Genomic DNA, 20828 nt, shown 5'->3' on the forward strand with positions numbered 1-20828 from the left:
TCGGGTCGACGCCGGCTTCGACCAGTGCCGCCGGCCAGTCCTCGCGCAAATCGATTGCGACTGTGGCCCGTTCGGCAGTGGGTTCGGCACCGAGGTCGGCGAGAGTCCGCGTCTTGAACGCAATGACCTGAGGCTGGTCGATCTCGAAGACCGTCGTGTCAGCCGGCCACGGCAAGCGGTAAGCGCGGGTGTCCAAGCCTGATGCGAGGATCACGGCCTGCCGGATACCCGCCTCGCCCGCCTGCACGAAGAAGTCGTCGAAAAATCGGGTGCGCACGGCGATCTGTTCGCTCATCGCCCGACGATTCAGCAGCGGGTCGTCTGCATGTCCGAGCTCGCCGTCGATCAGCTTCACAAAGGTGTCGATGCCTACCGCGCGGACCAGTGGATCGGCCCACGGGTCGTTCAACAGCGCGTCGGGATTTTGGGAGGCCATAGCGCGTGATGCGGCGACTGCGGTCGCGGTCGCTCCTACGCTGGATGCCAGATCCCAGGTGTCGTTGTCAGTACGAGCCATGTCGAGAGCCCTTTCTGCGTGTAACTTTACTTAGCCTAATTAACTATATCACGCAGTCGGAGCAGACCTCGAGAAAGCTAGCTCAGCTTGGCGTATTCCGCGTGGAGCGCATCGAGGCTGCGCAACGTCTCGTCGCGGGGCTGGGTCGGCAATTCGACGGTGACGTGGTCGATCCCGAGGTCGCGGTAGCCCGCCAAGACCTCGGCTGTCACCTTCCCGGCGTGCGAGGCGATCACCGGCACGTCAGGTCCGGCGAGATCGCGCAGCTTCCTCAAGTCACCAGCAAGCGCATCGGCCGAACCGCTCAGCGAGAGCCAGCCGGCTCCCAGTTCGGTGATGCGGCTGAAGTTCGCCGGTCCGCCCCCGATGTACACGGGCGTGTGCGGCTTGGACACCGGCTTGGGCCAACTGTAGATCGGGTCGAAGTCGACATACTTGCCGTGAAACGCGGCTTCGTCTTTCGTCCATATCTCGATCATCGCGCGGAGTCGCTCGTCCATGACCCGGCCACGCACGCGTGGATCGACACCGTGGTTGGCGATCTCCTCACGTAACCAGCCCACGCCGACGCCGAATTGAAAGCGCCCCTGCGACACCAGGTCCAGCGAGGCGACTTCTTTGGCGGTCTGGATCGGGTCGCGTTGGGTAACCAGTGAGATGCCGGTACCCAACAGCAGGGTTTCGGTGGCGACCGCGGCAGCCGTCAGCGCGACGAACGGATCGAGCGTCCGGTAGTACTGCGGCGGGATCGGACCACCCATCGGGTACGGAGTTTTGGTGTTCACGGGTATGTGGGAATGCTCCGTTACGAACAGTGACCCGAAACCGCGCGTCTCAAGCGCGACAGCCACGTCGACCGGTCCGATACCCGTGTCGTTGAGGAACGTGAATACTCCTAGACGCATTTGCGCTTCCTTCCGCCACCACCGAATCGACCGGAGCAGTCCAACTGTCTCGACCGTCCGGGTTATTCCGGAGGTGTTCCGATGGTGGCAGTAGCCTCACGGTTGTGGTGACTCGTGATCATGGCGATGTTGGCGACGCGCCGTCGACGCCGCCGCCGTTACAGCCGCCGACCAACTCGGCCCGGCCGTCGGCGGCCGAGCAGGCCCGTACCATCGCTGCCGCCAACAATGCGGCCACGCTTGCCACGTTGACCTCCGACGGCGATCCGTGGGCATCGCTGGTCGCGTACGGTCTGCTGAACGGCGCGCCGGTACTGTGCGTGTCGAACCTGGCCGAGCACGGCCGCAACCTGGCCGCCAACCCGCGCGCCAGCTTGTCGATCGTGACCGCGAGCAGCGATGCGGACCCGTTGGCCACTGGCCGGATCACGTTGGCCGGTCGTGTCACGCCTCCTGCCGCCGACGAGGACGCAGCCCGGGCGGTGTACCTGCAGGCGGTGCCCGCTTCTCGGTTCTACCTCGAGTTCAGCGACTTCACGCTCTGGGTGCTCCAGGTCGAGCGGGTGCGCTGGGTCGGCGGGTACGGCCGGATGGATTCGGCCACCGGTGAGCAATACCTTGCCGCGGAACCGGATCCGGTGACGCCCGCCGCGGCCGGTGCGATCGCGCACCTCAACGCCGATCACGCCGACGCCCTGGCGGCGATGGCCAAGGCATTCGGCGGCTATCTCGATACCACGAAAGCGGTGTGCACCGACATAGACCGCTATGGCCTCGACCTACGGGTGCACACGCCCCGCGGGGTTGCCTACACCCGGGTCGGGTTCCCGGAGCCGCTGAGTTCGGCCAGCCAATTACGCTCGGTCACAGCTGAATTGGCGCGCGCGGCAACTCGAGCCTAGCGTCACGTTTACTTCGCTGCGACCGAGGAGAACCGCACGCTCATACCGTGCCCGACATGTCGCTTCGGGTCCGCGCCGGTAGTTGGCCAAGCGCCGCCGCATCCCCGGCATGTCAGGTCGGGCAACCTGATCCAGCTGGATGTCATGCGACCAGAACCAAAAGCGCGGCGCACTACGCACGCCGATCGCCCGTCGACAGTGCGTTGGCGCGTCGACGGCGACGCAGGTCGGGATGAATGCTGTCGGGTAAGTCCGCCTGTTTCGCGACTCGCTGCAACAGGGTGATCAACCGGGAATGCTCGCGGGTGTCGAAGCCTGCGAAGATCTCGTCTTCGAGCCCATCGACAGCTGCGTTGGCCTGAGCCAGAACGGCGTGTGCACGATCGGTGAGCTGTAGTTGGTGGGCTCGGCGGTCCCGGGGGTGGCGCTCGCGTCGCACCAGGTCGCGCTCTTCGAGTTCGTCGATCAAACCGACCATGACGTTGCGGTGCACGCCCATTGCGTCGGCGAGCTGTTGCTGACTGAGTCCCTCCTGGCCGGTGAGTTGCACCAGCACGCCGTAATGCGCGGGTTGTAGACCTATCGGCTCGAGGATCTCAGCACACCGGACCGCGACGTGAAAGCCGAGCTGGGACAACAGAAATGCCCCGCGTGTGCTCAACACGGGGGGCGCATCGTCTTTGGCCACTCCGAGATTGTATTCCACAATTATCATCACTAATAGTGACAATCATATATCGCGCGTATAACGTGGTTAATGGTCCGGCAGATCTCCGTAACCGCTGGAAAGAGCCTGCTGCAACCATGATTGTCGAACGCGACGTTCCGGTTCAGATGCCTGACGGCATCACGCTGCGTGTCAACGTCTTTCGCCCGGATGCCGTGGCGCCGGTGCTGATGTCGATAACGCCCTACGGTAAAGACAAAGCGCCCGGTCGGCTTACGCCGTCTGCCCTGGTATTCAACGCCCTGCCGTGAGGCGCACGTATGCTGCCTGCGTGGCCCTGGTCGATCCAGACGATGACACCATTGCCCGCTGGGTCGTTGCGCACTACCGCTACGACGCGGATCGCCGTGAGCGTCGACACGTTGTGGTGGCGGCATTCGACAATCCCGACGAGTTTCACGCCGACATTCAGGCGAGGGCGGAGCAGCTTCGCGCTCGCAGGCAGAGCGGCGAAGACATCGATCGGCTCGAACGCATCACCGGGCGCACCTACGCGGCGGGCTACCGTCGTCAACAACGCGATGCGCACCTACTGAAGCGAGCAATGGAGCACGGCGTCGCTCCCGTACTTGAAGACCTCGACTTGCCGCCGAATGTCTCAGCTGTGCGAGCCGTTCGTCGGTCGGCCGACCCGGGCCAACCAGCCGGCTGAGCTCCAGCGAAACTCGATGAGGTTTGCGGTCGGCCGAGGTCTATGTCGAATGACAACAGCACTCGACGGAGAGGACGATATGGCGAAACCCCAGCACGACGAGTTGTGGGCGCTGGCGCACGCCGAGCGGGCGGCGCTTGCGGAGGACCTATCCGGGCTCAGCCACGAGCAGTGGCGGCACCGCAGCTTGTGCGGGAAGTGGGACGTTGAGGAGGTCGTCGCGCACCTGACCGCCGCGGCGAGCCTGGGTCGGTGGAAGTGGTTGCGCAGCATGGCCGTCGCGCGTTTTCGCCCTGCCGTGCACAACCGACGTCGGCTGGCCGAGCACCGTGGACGCACACCCGCCGAGACACTCGATCGGTTCCGCGCCATCGTCGAAAGCACCACCGCGCCCTCGGCTCATATCCCGGCCTACCTCGGCGAGGTCGTGGTGCACGCCCAAGACATTCGTCAGCCCCTGGGGCTGACACGGACACCGAGCCTCGACGCCCTCACACCGGTCGCTGAATTCTTCGCCCACCGCAACTTCACCGTCCCGAGTCGCAGCCACATTGCCGACCTCGAGTTGCGGGCAGACGACGGGCCATTTGTCGCCGGACGTGGCCCCCTGGTCACCGGATCGACAGTCGCACTGGTGATGTGCATGGCGGGCCGCCCGCCCTACCTCGACGAGCTCAGCGGTCCCGGCGTACAACTCCTTCGAGCGCGAATACAAGGCGCCACCGCTTGAATTCGATATATCCCCAACGTTTATCGCGGTTGGTGGCGCTCACGTCAACGAGCTGGGTCATGCTGAGCCAGACAACTGGCCCCGGAAGGACTCCCCATGACAAGCCCAGGCTCCAGTAGCGGTCGGCGAATTCCTCAACTGATTCCGCATCGGTTGCTACGTAACGATCAACGCCACCATCCCGCCGTGGTCGAGGAGGCCAAGAGACGAGGCGCCAAATTCCAGCTGCGGCTGGCCGATGGCATCAGCGCATTCGCCGGCTCGATGAACTTCGTCTGGATTCACGCGGTGCTTTTCGCGGTCTGGATGGTCGTTCTTGAGAAAACCCCGTGGCCGACTCTGACTCTGGTGGTGTCACTGGAAGCGATCTTTCTGTCGACGTTCGTCATGATCGGCCAGAACCGGCAAGCCGCGTTCCAGCAAGCCAAAGCCGACCACGACTTTGAAGCTCAGGAACTCGAGCTCAAAACCAACACTGACCTGACCCGCCAAATCCACGTCCTCACAGAGGAATTGCACAGACGGCTCATCGGTGGATCCGCGTAGCCAAGCCAAGGCCACTGCTCGTGTGCCTCGGCATGGGGGCGGAGCGGCGCCTTGGCCTACGGATGGGACATGCTTGACGGATGGAGCAATACCGCCGCAATGACCTGACCTTCGATGTCCGCGACGCCGGACCAGCTGACGGACCTGTCGTGGTGCTGTTGCACGGCTTCCCGCAACACAACGACAGTTGGAACGCCGTCATCGACCGGCTTACCGCAGAGGGTTACCGCTGCCTGGCGCCCAACCAGCGCGGATACTCGGCGGGTGCGCGGCCATCCCGTCGCCGCGACTACCGCATACCCGAACTAGTCGACGACCTCGGCGCATTGATCGACGCCAGCGGTGCGCGGCAGGTGCACCTGGTCGGACACGACTGGGGCGCCGCGGTCGCTTGGGCCGCCGCCGCCGAAATGCCCGAGCGGCTGGCAACCGTGTCGCCGGTGTCGGTGCCGCATCCCGCGGCGTTCCTCAAATCGTTCCTGAACAGTCGACAGGGCCTGGCGTCTTGGTACATGTACGCGTTTCAGCTGCCCCGCATCCCTGAGTGGTCGATGTTGCGTCGCAACGGCGCCATGTTGTCCAGGTCGCTGCGACAGGCCGGCCAAACGCGGGCCACCGCTGAGCGAGATGCACAGGGCATGAGCGAACCGGGCGCCCTGACCGCGGCGCTCAACTGGTATCGCGCCATGCCGCTGTCCAATCCGCGGGCGATCAACCAAAAGGTCTCGGTGCCAACGCTGTACGTGTGGAGCGACCAGGACGTCGCCCTCATGCCGAAAGCGGCCTACAACACCGCCCGATACGTCACCGGGGAATACCGGTTCGAGATCATGCCTGGTGTCTCGCACTGGATTCCGGACGAGCAGCCGGACAGGCTGGCCGACCTGCTGCTCGACTGGTTCGGCGCTCACCCGCTTCACTAACGCAACGGTCAGCGGTCAGCACCGCCGTCGCCGAGCCGAGATCGACTCTCGCTCAACGCAGTTTCGATCTCCGACCACGTTTGTTTGACGATCTGCGCGGCCGGTTGCAGATCGAAGATCCGTGAGGACACCTGACCGGTGTTGGCGACGCTGGCCTCGAAGTCACCTTCAAAGTACAGATCGGTGATCCGACCGAGCAGCTCCACCTCGGGCTCGCCGGCCGCCACGCGGGCCGCGAGCCCGGTTCGCAGCACGCGCATCGTCGGGTTGCCGGGAAGGTCCAGCATCACGGTGCCGTCATCCCCGGCCGAGATGATCTTGTTCTTGAAGTTGGCGTGCACAGCGGCTTCGTGGCTGGCCAGCATCCGGGTGCCCATCTGAACACCCTCGGCGCCCAGAACGACCGCGGCCGCGGCGGACCGGGCGTCGCAGATCCCTCCCGCCGCGATGATCGGAATGTCGACGCGGTCGGCGACGAGCGGAAGCAAGACCAACGTCGACGCTCCGAGGGCCGACTTGAATCCGCCGCCCTCGACACCTTCGACCACAAGCGCGTCGACGCCCACGTCCACGGCCTTCATCGCGCCCTTCAGCGATCCGATGACGTGCACGACGGTCATGCCGGCGTCGTGCAGACGCGCCGTGAACAAGGCCGGATCACCGGCGGAGGTGAAGACGTGGCGGACCTCGGCAGCGACGAGCTCGTCGACGATCGACGGATCCCGCTTCCAACCCTGGATCATCAGGTTGGCCGCGACCGGGCGGTCGGTGAGTTCGCGCACCCTGCGCAGGTCAGCGCGACCTTCGGGGGTCAACGTCTCGATCATGCCCATGCCGCCACCCTCGGAGACGGCGGCGGCCAACTCGGCCCTGGCGATGTATGTCATCGGTGCCTGGACGACGGGGTACTCGACGCCGAGGAGCGATTGGATGCGATTGGTCACGTCTTGATTCTCTGCCAGGCCGCCGCGACAATCGGACCCGGATTGGCGCTCCCCGAGCCGCCACACTAATTTCTCTCAGGTGAAGCTCTTAGCTGTTGGCGCAGTCGCGCGGTTGGCCGTTCCCGTCCTGACTGTCGTCGGCATGACATTTGCCGCCGCTCCCCCGCACACCGGTCCCGACCCGGCGGTGCGCCTCGTCGATGCTGCCAACCCGTTGGCCGGACAGCCCTTCTTCGTCGATCCCACGTCGCCGGCCATGGCGGCCGCGCATAAGGCCAATCCGCCGAGTCCCGAACTCGACGCGATCGCTAGCACGCCGCAGGCGCACTGGGTCGACCCGGGGGTGTCGTCCGCTGCGGTCGCCGGGTACGTCGGGGCGGCCCAGGCCGCCGGCAGCATGCCGGTGCTGGCGCTGTACGCAATTCCACATCGCGACTGCGGCAGCTTCGCAGCGGGTGGATTCGGATCGGCCGACGCCTATCGCCAGTGGATCGAAGGCATCGCAGGCGCTCTGGGGGCCTCGCCAGTGGCTGTCATCGTCGAACCCGATGCACTCGACATGGCCGACTGTCTCTCGCCCGGCCAGCGTGACGAACGATTCGGTTTGATCCGCTACGCCGTTGACACCCTGACCCGCGATCCGGCCGCCGCTGTGTACATCGACGGCGGGCACTCACGGTGGTTGAAGGCCGAGGAAATCGCCAACCGGCTCAACCAAGTCGGCGTAGATCACGCCCGGGGCTTCAGCCTCAACACCTCCAACTTCTTCACCACCGATGAGGAAATCGGTTACGGCGAAGCGGTTTCGGCGCTCACAAAAGGCGCGCACTACGTGATCGACACCTCGCGCAACGGCGCCGGACCGGCGCCAGACGGCCCGCTCAATTGGTGCAATCCCAGCGGCCGGGCACTCGGCGTCCCGCCCACGGCAGCTACCTCGGGTGCGCATGCCGACGCCTACCTATGGATCAAACGTCCCGGTGATTCCGACGGCGCTTGCGGACGCGGCGATCCGGGGCCGGGCCACTTCGTCAACCAGTACGCCGTCGACCTGGCCCGCGCCGCGCACCACTAGCGACCAGTTTGACTGGCGGCGTTAAGCGACGCTGTTTTCAGGTCAGCGTGCGGGATGTGGGTGCAGCGGCTCTGGTTTCCGCCGGCGCGTTTCGCGGCGTACATGGCCGTATCGGCGACGTTGACCAAATCGTCGATGAATTCACGTTCGGTGGGGTTGAAGCTCGGGCCGAGTGGGGTGCTGGCGATGCCGATGCTGGCCGTGATGGGGTAGCGAATGGCCGCGATCGCATTGCGCAACTGTTCGGCGATGTCGTCTAGGTCACCGGTGCGATAGATGTCGGCGACGACAAATTCTTCGCCTCCGAAGCGGGCGATCATCGATGTGGGCGGGCATGCGAGGCGAAGCGCGCCTGCCACCGCGATGAGTGCCTTGTCTCCAGTGGAATGTCCATGGGTGTCGTTGAGGTGCTTGAAGTTATCCAAATCGATCATCGCAACGCCCAGATAACTCTGCCCTTCTCGGCGGCGCAGGAGCAACCCGTACGTCGACTGATAAAAGGCCCGGCGGATCAACAAACCCGTGAGTGCGTCCCGGCTCGATTGTCGCAACTCGCCGGCGAGCGCATGGACCAGCCATTGCACCGTAAACGGAAACGCCACATTGACCACCAGGACGAGCAGAAACGCACAGCCCGCCACAACAGTGTCGTAATTCCGGATCAAACGCGCCACGAGCAAAGCCGCGGTGGTCATCGCGATCGCGAAGTTGATCGTCATGTGCGGTGCTGCGTGAAAGATGGCGATGTAGCCACCGAGCACCGCAAACGCGCCACCACCCAGCAACCCGGCGAGCGGATCGCCTTGCGCGAGGCACGCCGCCGCGATCCAGACGCTGCCGGTGAGGGCATAGACGACGGATTGGCCGCGGGTTGGCCAGCGGATAAACCACAACAGCGCCACTGCCACGCCGAAGCCGCTGGCAAGCGGTGCCACGACTTGCGCGGCTGGGTAGTGCGGAAGGGCCGGCCTGGCCAACACGACCGCTGGGACCACTGCGATCGAGGCGATCACGGCGGCGATCACTCCCCGCCATACCAGCCGAATACCCCGGGTATTCAAATATAGAGTCAGCCAGTCAAAATGGTCTGGCTCACGCCACCATCGCAAGACAGCGTTCACATGCGCACCCCCGCTTTGCGATCCATAACCGCATGACGGAATTAGCTCCGACCCGACGGAACCTTCCATGCTGTCAGATCCTGACCACGCCCATCCGCGGATTCCTGATGCGCAACACGGAGTTATTCCGCAACCTACGGAACCGAGCTCGCGGTGGGCATTGATCCAGACACCTTGGGCGGGAGATGCGGTTCGGAAGGTCGCCCGCGAAGGGTATCGGCGTTCATTGCAGCTGTTGCCGCGCGTTAGTGTCTTTTCGTTGGCTTCAGCGAACAAGCCGATAGAAAAGTTGAGCCATTCATGACTGCAGCAACAGAATCGTCGGCGCTCGAGGCGCGGGTCGGCCATCACTATCAGATGGACGGCACGTACCTCGTCGGCCGCGAAAAACTCCGCGAGTACGCCCGCGCGGTGCAGGACTATCACCCCGCCCATTGGGACGTCGCCGCCGCCGCTGAACTGGGTTATTCGGACCTGATTGCGCCGCTGACATTTACCTCGACCCCGGGCATGACCTGCAATCGCCGCATGTTCGAACAGATAGTCGTCGGCTACGACACCTACATGCAGACCGAAGAGTTGTTCGAGCAGCACCGGCCGATCGTGGCCGGCGACGAGCTGACGGTCGACGTGGAATTGACGTCGGTGCGCAGGATGGCCGGCCGGGATCTGATCACCGTGACGAACACCTTTACCGACGCGGCCGGCGAGCGGGTGCACACCCTGCACACCACCGTCGTCGGGGTCACCGCTGAGGATGTCGATCCGGCGATCAAAACTGCCGTGCAGAACGCAATGATGCACGACGTGGACATCTTCGGAATCGGCGAAGACGACTACCACAAGACTGTGCGCCCCGAGGGCGAGATTCGGATCGCCGACCAAGGCCTCACCCGCACACCGGGGACGGCATCGTTCGATGATGTGAAGGTCGGCGACGAGCTACCGGTGCACCACGCCCGGCTGACTCGCGGCGACCTGGTGAATTATGCCGGCGTGGCCGGCGACGCCAACCCGATTCATTGGGACGAGGACATCGCCAAGCTGGCCAGCCTGCCCGACGTGATTGCTCACGGCATGCTCACCATGGGCTTGGGTGCCGGATTTGCCTCCACATGGACCGGCGACCCCGGTGCGGTCACCCGCTACGCGGTGCGGCTGTCGGCGCCCGCGATCGTGTCGGCCCGAGAGGGCTGCGATATCGAGTTCACCGGCAAAATCAAGTCATTGGACCCGGAGACCCGCTCAGGTGTAGTCATCGTCGCCGCGAAATCCAGCGGCAAGAAGATCTTTGGCATGGCCACGTTGGGCGTCCGCTTCCGCTGACTACCGGCCGTCAGATGGCTTCGAACTCGCTCACGTCCTCTCTCGAAACAATCCTGTGGCGGCTTGCGAAAAGGAACAAAAATTTGGTTTGATCTTATACAGAGCTGGCTCGGCGCTGTGCGTTAAGGACGGCGACGACGGCGACCAGGCAGTTCAGCAGGGTTCCGCATAACCAAATTTTCGTTTCATATGCGGCCGCAGTTATCCGAGCGCGTCGACGAGGGGATTTCCGTCATGATCGACTTCAAAGAGCAGGCCGCGGTCGTCACCGGAGGCGGCCGGGGCCTGGGCCGGCTGTATGCCTTGGAGTTGGCGAACCGGGGCGCGTCGGTGGTCGTCAACGACCTGGGCGGCAGCATGCACGGAGATGGTCAAGACGCCCGGGTCGCCGACGCCGTCGTGACGGAAATCGAAGCCGCCGGCGGCAAGGCGATAGCTTCGCATCATTCCGTCGACACCCCCGAAGGTGGCGAAGCCATCGTCAACACCGCGTTAGAAGCGTTCGGTCGCCTTGACGCAGTTGTCAGCAATGCCGGCATTTTCAACAGCGTCCCGTTCGACCAACTCACTCATGACGATTGGACGCGCATGCTGCGGGTCCACCTCGACGGTGGCTTCCATCTCAGCCAGCCGGCCTACCGGGTGATGAAACAGCAGGGCTATGGGCGATTCGTGTTCATCTCGTCGTCGGGCGGCATGTTCGGTCAGCCGTCCGAGGCGCATTACGCCGCCGCCAAAGCCGGGCTGGTCGGCCTTTCCAATGTGATCTCGATCGAAGGCGCCGAACACGGCATCAAATCCAACACCGTTCTACCCTTTGGCTTTTCACGGATGGTTACCGAAACCATCGGCGATCCGAAAGCCCTCGAGGAGATCGGCTTCACCAAGGTCATTAAACCCGAACTCGTCGTGCCGATCGTAGTGTTTCTGGCCAGTCGCGCCTGCGAGTTGACCCACCAGAACTATTCGGCCTGCGGCGGGAGATTCGCCCGCGTCTTCGTCGGACTCGGCGAGGGTTGGCTCGCCGAACCCGACAGCCAACCGACCGCCGACGACATCGTCGCCCACCTGTCAGAGGTCGCCGCCACCGATCCCTACACGGTTCCCGGCTCCATCTTCGAAGAGGTCTTCGCGATCTGCGAACGGCTCGGCGTCAACGCCATGTAATAGGCCGCATCGGCGATGCGCCGCTTGCCCAGCACGTGCGTTATACCCTTGGCCGATGACCGCCCGCGGAGCGCAGACCATCCGTCTGGGTTTTTCGAGTCGCAGTGGCGCCCAGATGCGCACGCTGAACGCCGCTTTGGCCCTGTTCGCCGAGCACGGCGTCGGGGCAACGTCCTACCAGATGATCGCCGACGCGAGTGGCGTCACGAAGGGCGCCATCTATCACCAGTTCAAGACCAAGGACGAGATCATCATCGCGGTGGCCGAAATGGAATTGGCGAAACTCGACGACGCCCTGGAAGCGGCGGAGGCCATCTCGCACTCCGAAGGCGCGACGTTCGGCCCGCATCCCAAAGTCGAAGACATTGCCAACAATTGGGCTGATATCCGAGGCGGGTCACTGCCCAACGAGCTTGACGGCGAGGCGATGGCGTGGGGTGTGCAGGCTTACTCCACCCGTCTGCAAGCATCTGGCCGCCCATCTGCAGACATCGGGGTCGTGATCTGTGCGTAGACAGTGCCGGGCCGTGCCGCCCGCACCCTCTGGCGCAGGGTCCACCCCTCGTCATCTGCATAAGTGTTAACTCAGTCGCCCGGAAAATTAACCACGACCGCTCCCCCGATCGCGTCGCGTGGCGTATTTTCAGAACAGCTGGCAAACCATGCTGGTCGGGTACGAGTTCCGCCGCTGCGGTATAGCCGCGAACTCCAGGCGTCCCGCGCCGCGACTCGGCATTCACGCTGAGTATCTGCACGCCGGGATCACCATTGAGTACTTCACCCGATTCGTACGTCTACCGAGCGAACCCGTCCGTGCCCGCCAACGGCCACGACGAATTCATGGACTCGCAGCGGCGCGGCCGCGACAGGCGCCGTCGGCCGTCGCCGAGCAGTGCCGAAGAATGCCTTCGCGCGCTGCCCGGGCTGTTACTGCTGGATCGCTTACCTGTGCCCATGCTCGCCACTGGACTCGAGGGCGTCGTCGTGTACACCAACCCCGCTTTCGCGACCATGCTCGGCCACCATCCCGACACCGTCATGTTGACCGGACAACTGCTTCCCGCGCTGCTGATCGGACATTCAGCGACCCCGCCACGTGGTTGCGTCAGCGCACTGCGTGCCGCCGGCAACGCAATCGTCGACTGGCGCCACGCCGAAGGCTTCCCGGTACGCAGCCTGATATCGGAGACGCTGTTCTTTCGCGCCTCTGACCAGATTCTGCTGATCGCCGTCACCGACGTCACCGAATTTATCTGGATCGCCCCGCCCGAACCATTGTGAGCGGACGTCAGCGGCGAATCCGGGACGTACCGACAACCCGGCATCACTTGGTCGGCGCGTCGCTCTTCCCGTCGAGAAGGCGCGATCGCCATTCGCTCAAAGCGCCCACCAGCTCCGACTCACCAATGGACTTCAGGCGGCGGATGTAGTCGGTTAGGTAGTACACGTACACCGGGACGAAGTCATCGGTTAGCATTGCGAGCGCGCGTTCGGCAGATGGCGGGTTTGCGCGCCAGTCGAATGCGGCGCGGACAAGCGCCATGCCGGGTGCTCCGCTTCGCTCCGAATAGTACTGAACTGCAGCCTCGTTGGTGCCCTCCCGGGCTGTTTCGGCGGTAAGGAGGAAACGGGCCGGGAACAAAGCGAGTTTGGTGGTCCAGCGGATGCCGACCTCGACGAATCGATCAGGTTGACGTGCGCAGGCCACCACGTCGTCGGCGAGCAGTTCGAGCGCAAATCGTGCGCCCGTGACGAGAAGCTCGGTGTGGTTGGGCAGCGTCAGGCCATTGCGGACGTCATTTCCCTTGAGTAGCCGCCCGTGCTCGAGCAGGCACAGGCGATCAACCGGGGGAAACCGGCCACCCGTAGCGCGACCAGCGAAAGATTCTGCTGTGCCCCAGAATACGGATACACGCCCGTGTAATCGCGATCCGATGGAGCGCACGTTTTCGGCAACCCCAACTATCGAGTCAGGGTCAGATTGCTGAATCGGGTCCGTGAGGATCAAACCGACATCAACGTCGCTCACCAATGGGCTGAAGCCACCATGAGCCAGGCTGCCCATCGCGTACGAGGCAATCAGCCGTTCGCCCAGCGAGTCAGAGGCAACCCGAACAACGTCACGGAGGACGTCCTCCCCGCTGGCATGGTCGGTCGGCGGCGTCCACTCTTGGTTGGTGTGAGCTCCCCCGCTTCCGAGCCGTTGATCCACGACCTCACTGTAGGTTCTTATTTCGCGTGTCGTATCGCGATCCAGAACAACCCGGGAAGCGAGGAGCGCAGGTGAGTCGACGCAGGGTGGCGCTTGTCGCACTATGCGCACTCGTCCTCATCGTGGGCGGGTGGATGCTGTCGCGCACCCACCCTGCCGAACCGGCGCCAACGACAGCCGGTCAAGTCGGTGAGCCGGCGTGCCCGATAGCCACCCTGCCGCACGAAGTGGTCGACACTGTGAAGCGCATCCACACCGGCGGCCCTTTTCCGTTTCCGCGCAGCGACGGCGCGGTGTTCACTAACCGCGAGGGTCATTTGCCCAAGCAACGAAGGGGGTATTACCACGAGTACACCGTGATCACCCCACGAGCCCAGGACCGGTCGATGAGGCGCATCGTCACTGGCGGAACGCCATTGGCCAATCCAACCCAATACTTCTACACCGGCGACCACTACGACTCGTTCTGTCTGGTCACTGACGCGGGGACGCAACGATGACGCGAGAGCCGACCGAAAACCTGCCGGTGATCTACCGCCTCGACGGCCGGAAGATCAGATCCGCCGGCGACTTCTACCGCGAGATCGGTTCCGCCGTCAACGGACCGGGCGGCTACTTCGGCCGTAACCTCGACGCGCTAACTGATTGCCTGAGGGGCGGATTCGGCACCCCCGAACACCGGCCGTACGAATTCGAATGGCAACACAGCGCGCTATCACGGCGCTACCTCGACGAGATTCGCTACGGGCAGCGGACATTGTTCGACGCGATACATGACGTCTTCAAAGAAGCTGGAGTAACGCTGCGCCTTCAGTGACGCTTCGCTCGACCTGTCAGTCGTCTGACGCGGCTTTTCGCTTCCTGTGGGACATTTCGATGTGGTAACCGTGCAGCACCGTGACGATCATCGAGATTGAGACGACGCCTTCCGCGATGAAGAACGCCGCGAAGTCGATGAGCGAGCCGATCGGCGGGTCGCCGGGCACGGCATTGCGCAACGGGATGAGCGCGAACAGCAGCGTGCCGAGGAAACCGAGCGCCGACCAGAACAACCCGAGCCTGCCGCTGGCGGTGTACCACGCCGCAATGAGCGCGGCGACGGTAAGGCACCACATGAACACCATGATGAACACCGCAAACATCACGGTGCTCGTCGAGCGCTTAACGGTTGCCGTTGCGGCGAAGAGCGATTGGGGTGTGGTGATGTTTTTGGCGTCCGGACCACCGCGGTGTATCTCGATGGATTGTTCCTGCTGCGGTGTCAGCTTGAAGAACGAGTCGATGTTGTCGAAGACGACCCGCACCGGGACCGCGTGCTGATTCGTGCCGTCGCCGACTTTCACCCTGAAAAAGAAGTTCGTCGTGTAACTGTCGAGGGGGTAGTCGGTGATGACCCCGTCCCGAAGCGCGAATTCGGTCGACACGAATTCTGGACGTTCGTTCGCCTTGGCAACGACGGTGGCGTTGGTGACCGCATTGCTGGTCAGCGTCGCATCCTCTTTCAGTTCATGAGTGCGCTCGTCCAGCAAGGAACCCGAGCCCTTCAGTTCCAACTGAGCGCTCACCCGCGCTGTCGACGGGTCGACTTTCTGGATGAGGACGGTGACGGTCATGTGGTCCGAGTTGGCAGTGTCGCCCAGAATAGTTGGGTGGCGGGTCTTGTGATGCTCCAGCCAGTACAGGGAAACACTCAAGACTGTGAGCGTAATGACAAGGAGCGATAGCAAACTCAGCCGTGCCACGCTGGGCAGGCGCGGTGAACCGGGTGGCGTCGGCCGACTCGATGTCGAGCTTGACCGACTCAGCGTTGACGTAGACATACTCAGCCTTCCTGAGGCGAGCGGTTGCGCTCGCCGGCGCAGTCGCCAGCGCGAGACCCGAGGTACGCCCCCCTCAGGCCGCCATCATGCCTCAGATGAGGCCGACGGACCTCCGAGGACGCGCCGTGCGGTCGGCAGAATCCTTTGCTGACCGGGTAGGCCACCCCGCTAATGCGTTGTGGCCAAACCCGATTCGTTTTGCTGAGTCACCGGTGATTGTTATGCATCTGTAACCGGCGATTTGGCGACAGTTTCCGTTACGGTCTGCAACTGGTTACCGCAGCGGTGGCGTCGCCGCAATCGCTGTTAAGTGCAGAGGGTCGGTGCGTCGCAGACGTTTCCGGGGCAATAGGTCTTGTGCGCCGCGTCGACCATCGTCCCGACATCCAGCAATGTGACGCCCCTCTTGTTCAGGTGGTCGTGAATGTCGTCGGCAATCACTTGTGGCTGCCAACCCCACGTGAGGTCGTAGCAGATGAGGTGTGCCTCACCGATAAGCGCCTCTTCGGTGCTGGGCGGCCATGACAGGCCGACGGCACGTAGCTTCGCAAGATATGCGTCGTCTTGCGGAGTGGCGTTTGCAATTCCGGCGCCTAGAGCCAAGGCGGCGCCGGCCATTACGGGGATGGTGAGTCGGACTAGCCAGCGAGGTGAGCTCATTTGATTGGTTTCCTTTGATTAGGATGACACGACGCTGATAAATCAGTTAGAGAGTACTACGCGGTCGGGCGATCGGGACTAGTCGTCACGCATGAGTTTCGATGGTGGTTCTCAGGATCCTGCCGACGGCGCGCATTCCCGACAGGGCATCGTCTCGGCGGTCAGCATCCGAGGCATTCCAATTGGCGATCACGGCGTAGTTAAACCACACGGCGTTTCGGCCGATCATGCCGACTTCTGCCCGGATCCCTGGATCAGCTCCAGTTTTGTTACGCATAACGAAGTTTCGATCCGACGGCGCATGTGCCAGCGGATCGAGGCCGAATACAGACGCGACCATCGAGAGATCCACGTTCGTTGCCAGCCAGGCATTCACCTGTTCTGACACCGTTGCGGATACCAGCTCGTTGCGCGCCAGCTGACTCATCACCAGCGACAACTCCGAGGCCGATCCGGTCGACAGCGTCTCCGGGTCGTCTGGGCCGCGGTGGTCTCGGACGTAATCGAGCAGCGCTGTGTGTTCTAAACCGAGGGATTCGGCGAGGTCGTGGAGCCGTTGCAAGCCAACGTGTTTGAGGAGCGCGTTTGTCGCTAAGTTGTCGCTGACGCTCGCGATCAACACGCAGAGATCGTGCACAGCCAGTTCTTCGACGTGCAGCTGCTGCCAGATTCCCGAGTCGGCGACGCGAAGTTCTGGATCCTGCCCGAGCAAGGTGGTGCCACTGAGATCCCCCTCGGCGCATTGTCGTGCGACCTCGACGAGCAACAGAAGCTTCCCGATGCTTGCCGTCTTCATCGACCGATCCGCGTTGCGGCCGGCCAATACGCGACCTGCGACATCTCGAATGCACATCGACCAGTCAATGTCGCCGGTGGTAGTGACGACGTCGTCGATCGATCGCTGGAGCACCTCTAGCCTTTGCGCTCGAAGGTGAGTGTTCTTGTCGCGTCGACAGTATCGTGCGACGCCGCGGCATGAGTCAGATCTCTAGTCGTCGTGCAGAAAGCGCGCCGCAAGCAATATCGCGATACCGGCGAATACCAGGATCGTTATGGCAACAGCGGTCCAGTCGCGAGCATCGAAGGCCACGCCTCCCAGCCATCCGATGGCGCTCGAGCCGGCGTAATAGAACAGGTTGTACAGCGACGATGCTTGAGCTTTACCCACGGGTGCAGCCTGTCCGGTCCATCCGGCCGCAGTGGAGTGGGCGCCGAAGAATCCGGCTGTGGCGACCACCAACCCGATCAGGACCGCGAACACGTTGTCGCTGAGAGTCATTGCGACACCTGCCATCATGATCGAGACAGCCACGACCAGGACCCGTTTGCGACCGAAGCGGGCAGCTTCGGCACCCGCCCGTGACGACGCCAAGGTGCCGGCCAGGTAGGCCAGGAACATCAGGCTCACCACCGAGGGGGCTAAGTGGAAAGGTGCGCGAGTCAACTGAAAGCCGAGGAAGTTGTAGAGGGCCACAAATCCGCCCATCAACAGAAACCCCTGCGCAAAGAGCACCAACTGGCGTGGTGTCCGTAAGTTGGCGGCGAGCCGATGACCAAGGCTGCCTTCGGGATTGGCGTCGTTGGGCAACACCGGGGTGAATCCGCGCGGATCGGGTGCGAGTTTGACGAACCCCATGGCCGCCAAACCGCAGAGCACCGCGACGGTAAAGATGCCGACGCGCCACCCGGCAACCTCGCCAACAGGGCTGGAGACCAGCCGTCCGAGCAGTCCCCCGATCGTCGTGCCACCGACGAATATGCCGGCCGCTCTCGCGGCGTGCACGGGATCTACCTCTTCTGTCAGGTAAGCCACCGCGATGGCGGGCACGCCGCCGACCATCAAGCCTTCGATAAAACGGCCGGCGAGCAGCAGTGCGAACGTCGGAGCAAAGGGCACCAGCATCCCAACCAGGGTGGCGACGGTGACCGAGATCGAGATCGCTTTCACCCTGCCGATGCGGTCGGCCAACGCTGACCATGGGATGACGCCGATGGCCAGACCTACCGTCGACGCAGAGACAAGGAGCGCGGCGCTGGCCGCTCCGACACCTAAATCCTTTGAGATCAACGGCAATACGGCTTGTGGCGAATACAGCTGCGCAAATGTGGCAACCCCCGCGCAGAACAGTGCCGCGAGTAGCCGGCCGTAGGCCGCAGACCCACGGGTATGCCCAGTCCACTCGCCCTCGACGGACTGCTCACGCGTCACACATTCAACGGTAAGAACCGCCCGATGATGTGTCCATTGAATGAGCTGCAACTCACCCCGGCCCAACGCCGGCAGTCGTCGGCGTGGAAGTACAGGCCCTTGCTCGTGCCGCCCCGCATGATCACGCAGCGCACGGCGGTCTGTTGTGACGCCACGGTCACGCGCGGCCCTCCGCTCAGAGATTTCAGTTGTTATAGTTATGTGACAACTGCTGGGTCGGCGGCAGGCCTTGAAGGGGCGGCATCAGTCGTCGCGGGTTGAGTCAACATCAACCGAAAGGGCCTACTCCGCGGTATCCTCCTCGTCTTCGTCTTCCTCGTATTCCTCTTCCTCGCCTTCGAAAAGCAGGTCGAGGTCGAGTGGATCTTCGCCATGCGGGTCGACCACGTACTGCTGCCAGTAGCCGCATGCGAAGTAGATCGTGTGCGAGTGGTCCAGATCGTCACCAGCCTGGACCCAGAGATCCCCCTCGTTGCGGCCGTAGCTGAACGCGTTGGTGTAGACGACTCCGCCGTCAACGGTTTTGATGTGAATTTCGTGAGCCACCAGCGGCAGTCTTCCATTGGGACCGGCGAAGTTGAAGGGGTCTGCCCCCTCTGGCCGACGCTTGGCCGCGATGTCCGCCGATCGCCGCTCCCGATGAATCGGTGGCAAAGGTCATTTCTCGAATCGCTCACGACCACAACGCATCATGGACGCTCGCGTCATCCGCTGGCCGTTGGTCGTTCACGTTTGAGTCGGCAACCGTTGGCTTGCGAACACTGGAAGTCCGGTGCCGCGGCCGTCCTGGCGATCTAGACGAAAATCGCCGGTCGACTGCCGATTTCAGGGTGACTTGCGCGCTGCGGCATCCCCATTACGCTTCGTCAGCATGCGCGACCTTTCAGGTCAAGCGCTTGGGAAGCGAGGAGCGATGGCGGCAGTCCTAAACGCTGACACAGATGAGTTGCGCGCTGCGGCCAGTCGTTGGCAGATGATCGGCACCGAGCTCGGTGCGAGCGGTGGCCTGCCCCCGGCCAACCTCGCGAGGACCTGGCCCAGCGCCGCAGCGACCAGCGGCATCCATGGCCAAGCGGCGGCCGCCACCGCGGCGTTTCAGGCGCGGATCGATGAGACCGCCACAGTACCCACTAACGCCGCCAACGCGTATCAGCAACACGAGACGTTGAAGGCCGGCGACATCAAAGACGTGATGAGTCTTGTCACTGGCCCGATGCACGACGTGATCAGCATGGCTGGCTCGGTAGGGAGCGTCAGCAGTTCGATAGGTGGAACGCTCGGGCAGCTTGGGGGCCAGGCAGTTTCGATAACGACCAATCTCACTAGCACCTTGACCAGTGCACTCAGTCATGTTGGTGGCGCGCCGCAAAGCTTGCCGGTGCCCAGCGACCATGCGTTCGGTCACATCGTGGGTACTCAGTCGGAGCCGCCGTCAACGCCCCCGCAGCTCGATGATCAGCGGAATCCATTGGCGCCGGGATCAATTGACCCGACGCTCAGGGAAACGTAGCCCAGGGAGATCGAATGGTCCCGACGCTCAGCCAGATCGAGGCGTACAGCACCGACCATTTGGTCGACGCCGCCGATCATTGGGACAGGTTGGCGGACCGGTGGGAGGATGCGCACTGGCAGGTCCGCAACCAAGCTCACGTACTGGACTGGCAAGGTGCAGCCGCGGATGCGCTTCGAGCGCGAACCGTGTCGGACTACACCGTCGCCAGCGGCCTGGCGGATCAGCTTCGCAGCACCGCGCGCATCGCCCGTCAACAGGCAGGCGTATTGGACCAGCTCCGTAATAGCGTTCTCTACGCGGTCGAGGACGCCCATGACGCCGGATTCATCGTCGGACAAGATTTTTCGGTGACTGACAACCGGACCAGCCGCACCGCGGCAGAGTTGGCTGCTCGCCAAGCGCAGGCTCAGGTTTTCGCTGCGGATATTCGCGGGCGGGCGGGGGCGTTGGTTGGGGCTGACACCTCGGTTGCGGGCGACCTCTCCAGCGCAGCTGCCGGCATCGGCGACAGCGGCTTCGAGATCTGAGTCGATAACTCAGATATCCCGTGGCAGATTTAGAGCTGGCTATCGTGTCGAGCACACGTACGGCGCTAAGGAGATGTCCGATGTGGGGTTGTCACGGTCGCTTCATTGTTCCCGCAGCTGTACTGCGCAGGCTCGCCGACGACGACTCGATCCCGGCGCAGGCCCGACAAGCACTGCTCGACAGCGCCGCCATGGAGTCTGTGTGGCGAGAGCTACGCCACGCCCACAGCGAAGCGACGCAATCCACTCTGCTCACCAGAGGGATCGCGAGCCTCCGGTTGGCGGGTGTGCTCGCACGGGTCCCGGCGGTCACGGTCTACGACTGCAAGAACACCCAATCACTGCCCGGCAC

Annotated in this window: 27 protein-coding genes and 1 pseudogene; 16 read left to right on the top strand and 12 right to left on the bottom strand. The window is 63.4% G+C overall.

What is annotated here, in order from left to right; translation table 11 throughout:
* A partial coding sequence (locus WAN02_RS28340) for a class I SAM-dependent methyltransferase (protein ID WP_422268654.1) occupies positions 1-517 on the bottom strand: 517 nt, incomplete at its 3' end.
* 77 nt (positions 518-594) lie between these two features.
* Positions 595-1422 (bottom strand): LLM class F420-dependent oxidoreductase, encoded by an 828-nt coding sequence (locus WAN02_RS28345; protein ID WP_422268656.1) that lies wholly within the window; start codon positions 1420-1422, stop codon positions 595-597.
* 104 nt (positions 1423-1526) lie between these two features.
* Between WAN02_RS28345 and WAN02_RS28350 the strand changes: the two genes are divergently transcribed.
* Positions 1527-2324, top strand: a complete 798-nt coding sequence (locus WAN02_RS28350) for a HugZ family protein (RefSeq protein ID WP_422268658.1) — start codon at positions 1527-1529, stop codon at positions 2322-2324.
* Positions 2325-2496: 172 nt separating this feature from the next.
* Here WAN02_RS28350 and WAN02_RS28355 read toward each other — a convergent pair whose 3' ends face one another.
* Positions 2497-3012: a MarR family winged helix-turn-helix transcriptional regulator gene (locus WAN02_RS28355; RefSeq protein ID WP_422268659.1), complete on the bottom strand. Its 516-nt coding sequence runs from the start codon at positions 3010-3012 to the stop codon at positions 2497-2499.
* A 35-nt stretch (positions 3013-3047) separates the two neighbouring features.
* Here WAN02_RS28355 and WAN02_RS28360 point away from each other — a divergent pair, with 35 nt between their 5' ends.
* From WAN02_RS28360 to WAN02_RS28380, 5 genes are all read left to right on the top strand, one after another.
* Positions 3048-3302, top strand: coding sequence for a hypothetical protein (locus WAN02_RS28360; RefSeq protein WP_422268661.1), 255 nt, complete (start codon positions 3048-3050; stop codon positions 3300-3302).
* 20 nt (positions 3303-3322) lie between these two features.
* Positions 3323-3703, top strand: coding sequence for a hypothetical protein (locus WAN02_RS28365; RefSeq protein ID WP_422268663.1), 381 nt, complete (start codon positions 3323-3325; stop codon positions 3701-3703).
* Between the two features lie 49 nt (positions 3704-3752).
* Positions 3753-4433 (top strand): maleylpyruvate isomerase family mycothiol-dependent enzyme, encoded by a 681-nt coding sequence (locus WAN02_RS28370; RefSeq protein ID WP_422268665.1) that lies wholly within the window; start codon positions 3753-3755, stop codon positions 4431-4433.
* Positions 4434-4529: 96 nt separating this feature from the next.
* A complete protein-coding gene (locus WAN02_RS28375; RefSeq protein WP_422268667.1) occupies positions 4530-4979 on the top strand; it encodes a DUF1003 domain-containing protein in 450 nt (149 codons plus the stop codon).
* Positions 4980-5059: 80 nt separating this feature from the next.
* Positions 5060-5902, top strand: a complete 843-nt coding sequence (locus WAN02_RS28380) for an alpha/beta fold hydrolase (protein ID WP_422268669.1) — start codon at positions 5060-5062, stop codon at positions 5900-5902.
* 8 nt (positions 5903-5910) lie between these two features.
* Here the strand turns inward: WAN02_RS28380 and WAN02_RS28385 are convergent, their stop codons facing one another.
* A complete protein-coding gene (locus tag WAN02_RS28385; protein ID WP_422268671.1) occupies positions 5911-6846 on the bottom strand; it encodes an NAD(P)H-dependent flavin oxidoreductase in 936 nt (311 codons plus the stop codon).
* Positions 6847-6988: 142 nt separating this feature from the next.
* Here WAN02_RS28385 and WAN02_RS28390 point away from each other — a divergent pair, with 142 nt between their 5' ends.
* Complete coding sequence (locus WAN02_RS28390) at positions 6989-7921, top strand: glycoside hydrolase family 6 protein (protein WP_422268701.1); 933 nt, start codon at positions 6989-6991, stop codon at positions 7919-7921.
* Here the strand turns inward: WAN02_RS28390 and WAN02_RS28395 are convergent.
* Positions 7918-8856 carry a GGDEF domain-containing protein gene (locus tag WAN02_RS28395; protein ID WP_422268673.1) on the bottom strand — a complete coding sequence of 313 codons (939 nt, stop codon included), beginning with the start codon at positions 8854-8856 and terminating at the stop codon, positions 7918-7920. The genes WAN02_RS28390 and WAN02_RS28395 overlap by 4 nt on opposite strands.
* Positions 8857-9342: 486 nt before the next feature.
* Between WAN02_RS28395 and WAN02_RS28400 the strand changes: the two genes are divergently transcribed.
* The 4 genes from WAN02_RS28400 (at position 9343) to WAN02_RS28415 (ending at position 12816) form a co-directional block, all read left to right on the top strand.
* Entirely contained in the window at positions 9343-10368 is a 1026-nt protein-coding gene (locus WAN02_RS28400; protein WP_422268675.1) for a fused (3R)-hydroxyacyl-ACP dehydratase subunits HadA/HadB, read from the top strand.
* A gap of 234 nt (positions 10369-10602) precedes the next feature.
* Positions 10603-11535, top strand: a complete 933-nt coding sequence (locus WAN02_RS28405; protein WP_422268677.1) for an SDR family NAD(P)-dependent oxidoreductase — start codon at positions 10603-10605, stop codon at positions 11533-11535.
* 55 nt (positions 11536-11590) lie between these two features.
* A complete protein-coding gene (locus WAN02_RS28410) occupies positions 11591-12049 on the top strand; it encodes a TetR/AcrR family transcriptional regulator (protein ID WP_422268679.1) in 459 nt (152 codons plus the stop codon).
* Between the two features lie 254 nt (positions 12050-12303).
* A complete protein-coding gene (locus tag WAN02_RS28415; RefSeq protein ID WP_422268681.1) occupies positions 12304-12816 on the top strand; it encodes a PAS domain-containing protein in 513 nt (170 codons plus the stop codon).
* A gap of 43 nt (positions 12817-12859) precedes the next feature.
* On the opposite strand, the gene WAN02_RS28420 is transcribed toward WAN02_RS28415, so the two are convergent.
* Entirely contained in the window at positions 12860-13747 is an 888-nt protein-coding gene (locus WAN02_RS28420; RefSeq protein ID WP_422268683.1) for a hypothetical protein, read from the bottom strand.
* 134 nt (positions 13748-13881) lie between these two features.
* Between WAN02_RS28420 and WAN02_RS28425 the strand changes: the two genes are divergently transcribed.
* Positions 13882-14247, top strand: a complete 366-nt coding sequence (locus WAN02_RS28425; RefSeq protein WP_422268703.1) for a ribonuclease domain-containing protein — start codon at positions 13882-13884, stop codon at positions 14245-14247.
* The gene (locus WAN02_RS28430) at positions 14244-14564 is read left to right on the top strand and encodes a barstar family protein (protein ID WP_422268685.1); all 321 of its coding nucleotides are present in this window, start codon (positions 14244-14246) and stop codon (positions 14562-14564) included. The genes WAN02_RS28425 and WAN02_RS28430 overlap by 4 nt, the downstream gene beginning before the upstream one ends.
* 16 nt (positions 14565-14580) lie before the next feature.
* Here the strand turns inward: WAN02_RS28430 and WAN02_RS28435 are convergent, their stop codons facing one another.
* The 6 genes from WAN02_RS28435 to WAN02_RS28460 all read right to left on the bottom strand — a co-directional run bounded on the left by WAN02_RS28435 (position 14581) and on the right by WAN02_RS28460 (position 18982).
* Positions 14581-15441, bottom strand: a complete 861-nt coding sequence (locus WAN02_RS28435; protein ID WP_422268687.1) for a DUF4436 family protein — start codon at positions 15439-15441, stop codon at positions 14581-14583.
* A gap of 432 nt (positions 15442-15873) precedes the next feature.
* Complete coding sequence (locus WAN02_RS28440) at positions 15874-16227, bottom strand: DUF732 domain-containing protein (protein WP_422268689.1); 354 nt, start codon at positions 16225-16227, stop codon at positions 15874-15876.
* A gap of 85 nt (positions 16228-16312) precedes the next feature.
* Complete coding sequence (locus WAN02_RS28445) at positions 16313-17080, bottom strand: serine hydrolase (protein ID WP_422268705.1); 768 nt, start codon at positions 17078-17080, stop codon at positions 16313-16315.
* A 135-nt stretch (positions 17081-17215) separates the two neighbouring features.
* A complete protein-coding gene (locus WAN02_RS28450) occupies positions 17216-18436 on the bottom strand; it encodes an MFS transporter (protein WP_422268691.1) in 1221 nt (406 codons plus the stop codon).
* Positions 18433-18597 (bottom strand): hypothetical protein, encoded by a 165-nt coding sequence (locus WAN02_RS28455; protein WP_422268693.1) that lies wholly within the window; start codon positions 18595-18597, stop codon positions 18433-18435. Before WAN02_RS28455 ends, WAN02_RS28450 begins: the two co-directional genes overlap by 4 nt.
* 121 nt (positions 18598-18718) lie before the next feature.
* On the bottom strand, positions 18719-18982 hold the full coding sequence (locus WAN02_RS28460; protein ID WP_422268695.1) for a hypothetical protein: 264 nt from the start codon (positions 18980-18982) through the stop codon (positions 18719-18721).
* 367 nt (positions 18983-19349) lie between these two features.
* Between WAN02_RS28460 and WAN02_RS28465 the strand changes: the two genes are divergently transcribed.
* From WAN02_RS28465 to WAN02_RS28475, 3 genes and pseudogenes are all read left to right on the top strand, one after another.
* Positions 19350-19946: a hypothetical protein gene (locus WAN02_RS28465; RefSeq protein ID WP_422268697.1), complete on the top strand. Its 597-nt coding sequence runs from the start codon at positions 19350-19352 to the stop codon at positions 19944-19946.
* Positions 19947-19960: 14 nt separating this feature from the next.
* Positions 19961-20476 (top strand): hypothetical protein, encoded by a 516-nt coding sequence (locus WAN02_RS28470; RefSeq protein WP_422268699.1) that lies wholly within the window; start codon positions 19961-19963, stop codon positions 20474-20476.
* 80 nt (positions 20477-20556) lie between these two features.
* Positions 20557-20828: pseudogene (locus WAN02_RS28475) on the top strand (M4 family peptidase); the annotation flags it as partial.

The organism is Mycobacterium sp. (assembly GCF_049281135.1).
Lineage (GTDB): Bacteria > Actinomycetota > Actinomycetes > Mycobacteriales > Mycobacteriaceae > Mycobacterium.

What these genes read in the sequence shown, in the direction of transcription:
- WAN02_RS28380 (WP_422268669.1), top strand. Translation starts at nt 5,060, where the DNA reads ATGGAGCAATACCGCCGCAATGACCTGACCTTCGATGTCCGCGACGCC.
- WAN02_RS28400 (WP_422268675.1), top strand. Translation starts at nt 9,343, where the DNA reads ATGACTGCAGCAACAGAATCGTCGGCGCTCGAGGCGCGGGTCGGCCAT.
- WAN02_RS28410 (WP_422268679.1), top strand. Translation starts at nt 11,591, where the DNA reads ATGACCGCCCGCGGAGCGCAGACCATCCGTCTGGGTTTTTCGAGTCGC.
- WAN02_RS28465 (WP_422268697.1), top strand. Translation starts at nt 19,350, where the DNA reads ATGGCGGCAGTCCTAAACGCTGACACAGATGAGTTGCGCGCTGCGGCC.
- WAN02_RS28445 (WP_422268705.1), bottom strand. Translation starts at nt 17,080, where the DNA reads ATGTGCATTCGAGATGTCGCAGGTCGCGTATTGGCCGGCCGCAACGCG.
- WAN02_RS28345 (WP_422268656.1), bottom strand. Translation starts at nt 1,422, where the DNA reads ATGCGTCTAGGAGTATTCACGTTCCTCAACGACACGGGTATCGGACCG.
- WAN02_RS28390 (WP_422268701.1), top strand. Translation starts at nt 6,989, where the DNA reads ATGACATTTGCCGCCGCTCCCCCGCACACCGGTCCCGACCCGGCGGTG.
- WAN02_RS28430 (WP_422268685.1), top strand. Translation starts at nt 14,244, where the DNA reads ATGACGCGAGAGCCGACCGAAAACCTGCCGGTGATCTACCGCCTCGAC.
- WAN02_RS28470 (WP_422268699.1), top strand. Translation starts at nt 19,961, where the DNA reads ATGGTCCCGACGCTCAGCCAGATCGAGGCGTACAGCACCGACCATTTG.
- WAN02_RS28405 (WP_422268677.1), top strand. Translation starts at nt 10,603, where the DNA reads ATGATCGACTTCAAAGAGCAGGCCGCGGTCGTCACCGGAGGCGGCCGG.
- WAN02_RS28425 (WP_422268703.1), top strand. Translation starts at nt 13,882, where the DNA reads ATGCTGTCGCGCACCCACCCTGCCGAACCGGCGCCAACGACAGCCGGT.
- WAN02_RS28440 (WP_422268689.1), bottom strand. Translation starts at nt 16,227, where the DNA reads ATGAGCTCACCTCGCTGGCTAGTCCGACTCACCATCCCCGTAATGGCC.
- WAN02_RS28375 (WP_422268667.1), top strand. Translation starts at nt 4,530, where the DNA reads ATGACAAGCCCAGGCTCCAGTAGCGGTCGGCGAATTCCTCAACTGATT.
- WAN02_RS28370 (WP_422268665.1), top strand. Translation starts at nt 3,753, where the DNA reads ATGACAACAGCACTCGACGGAGAGGACGATATGGCGAAACCCCAGCAC.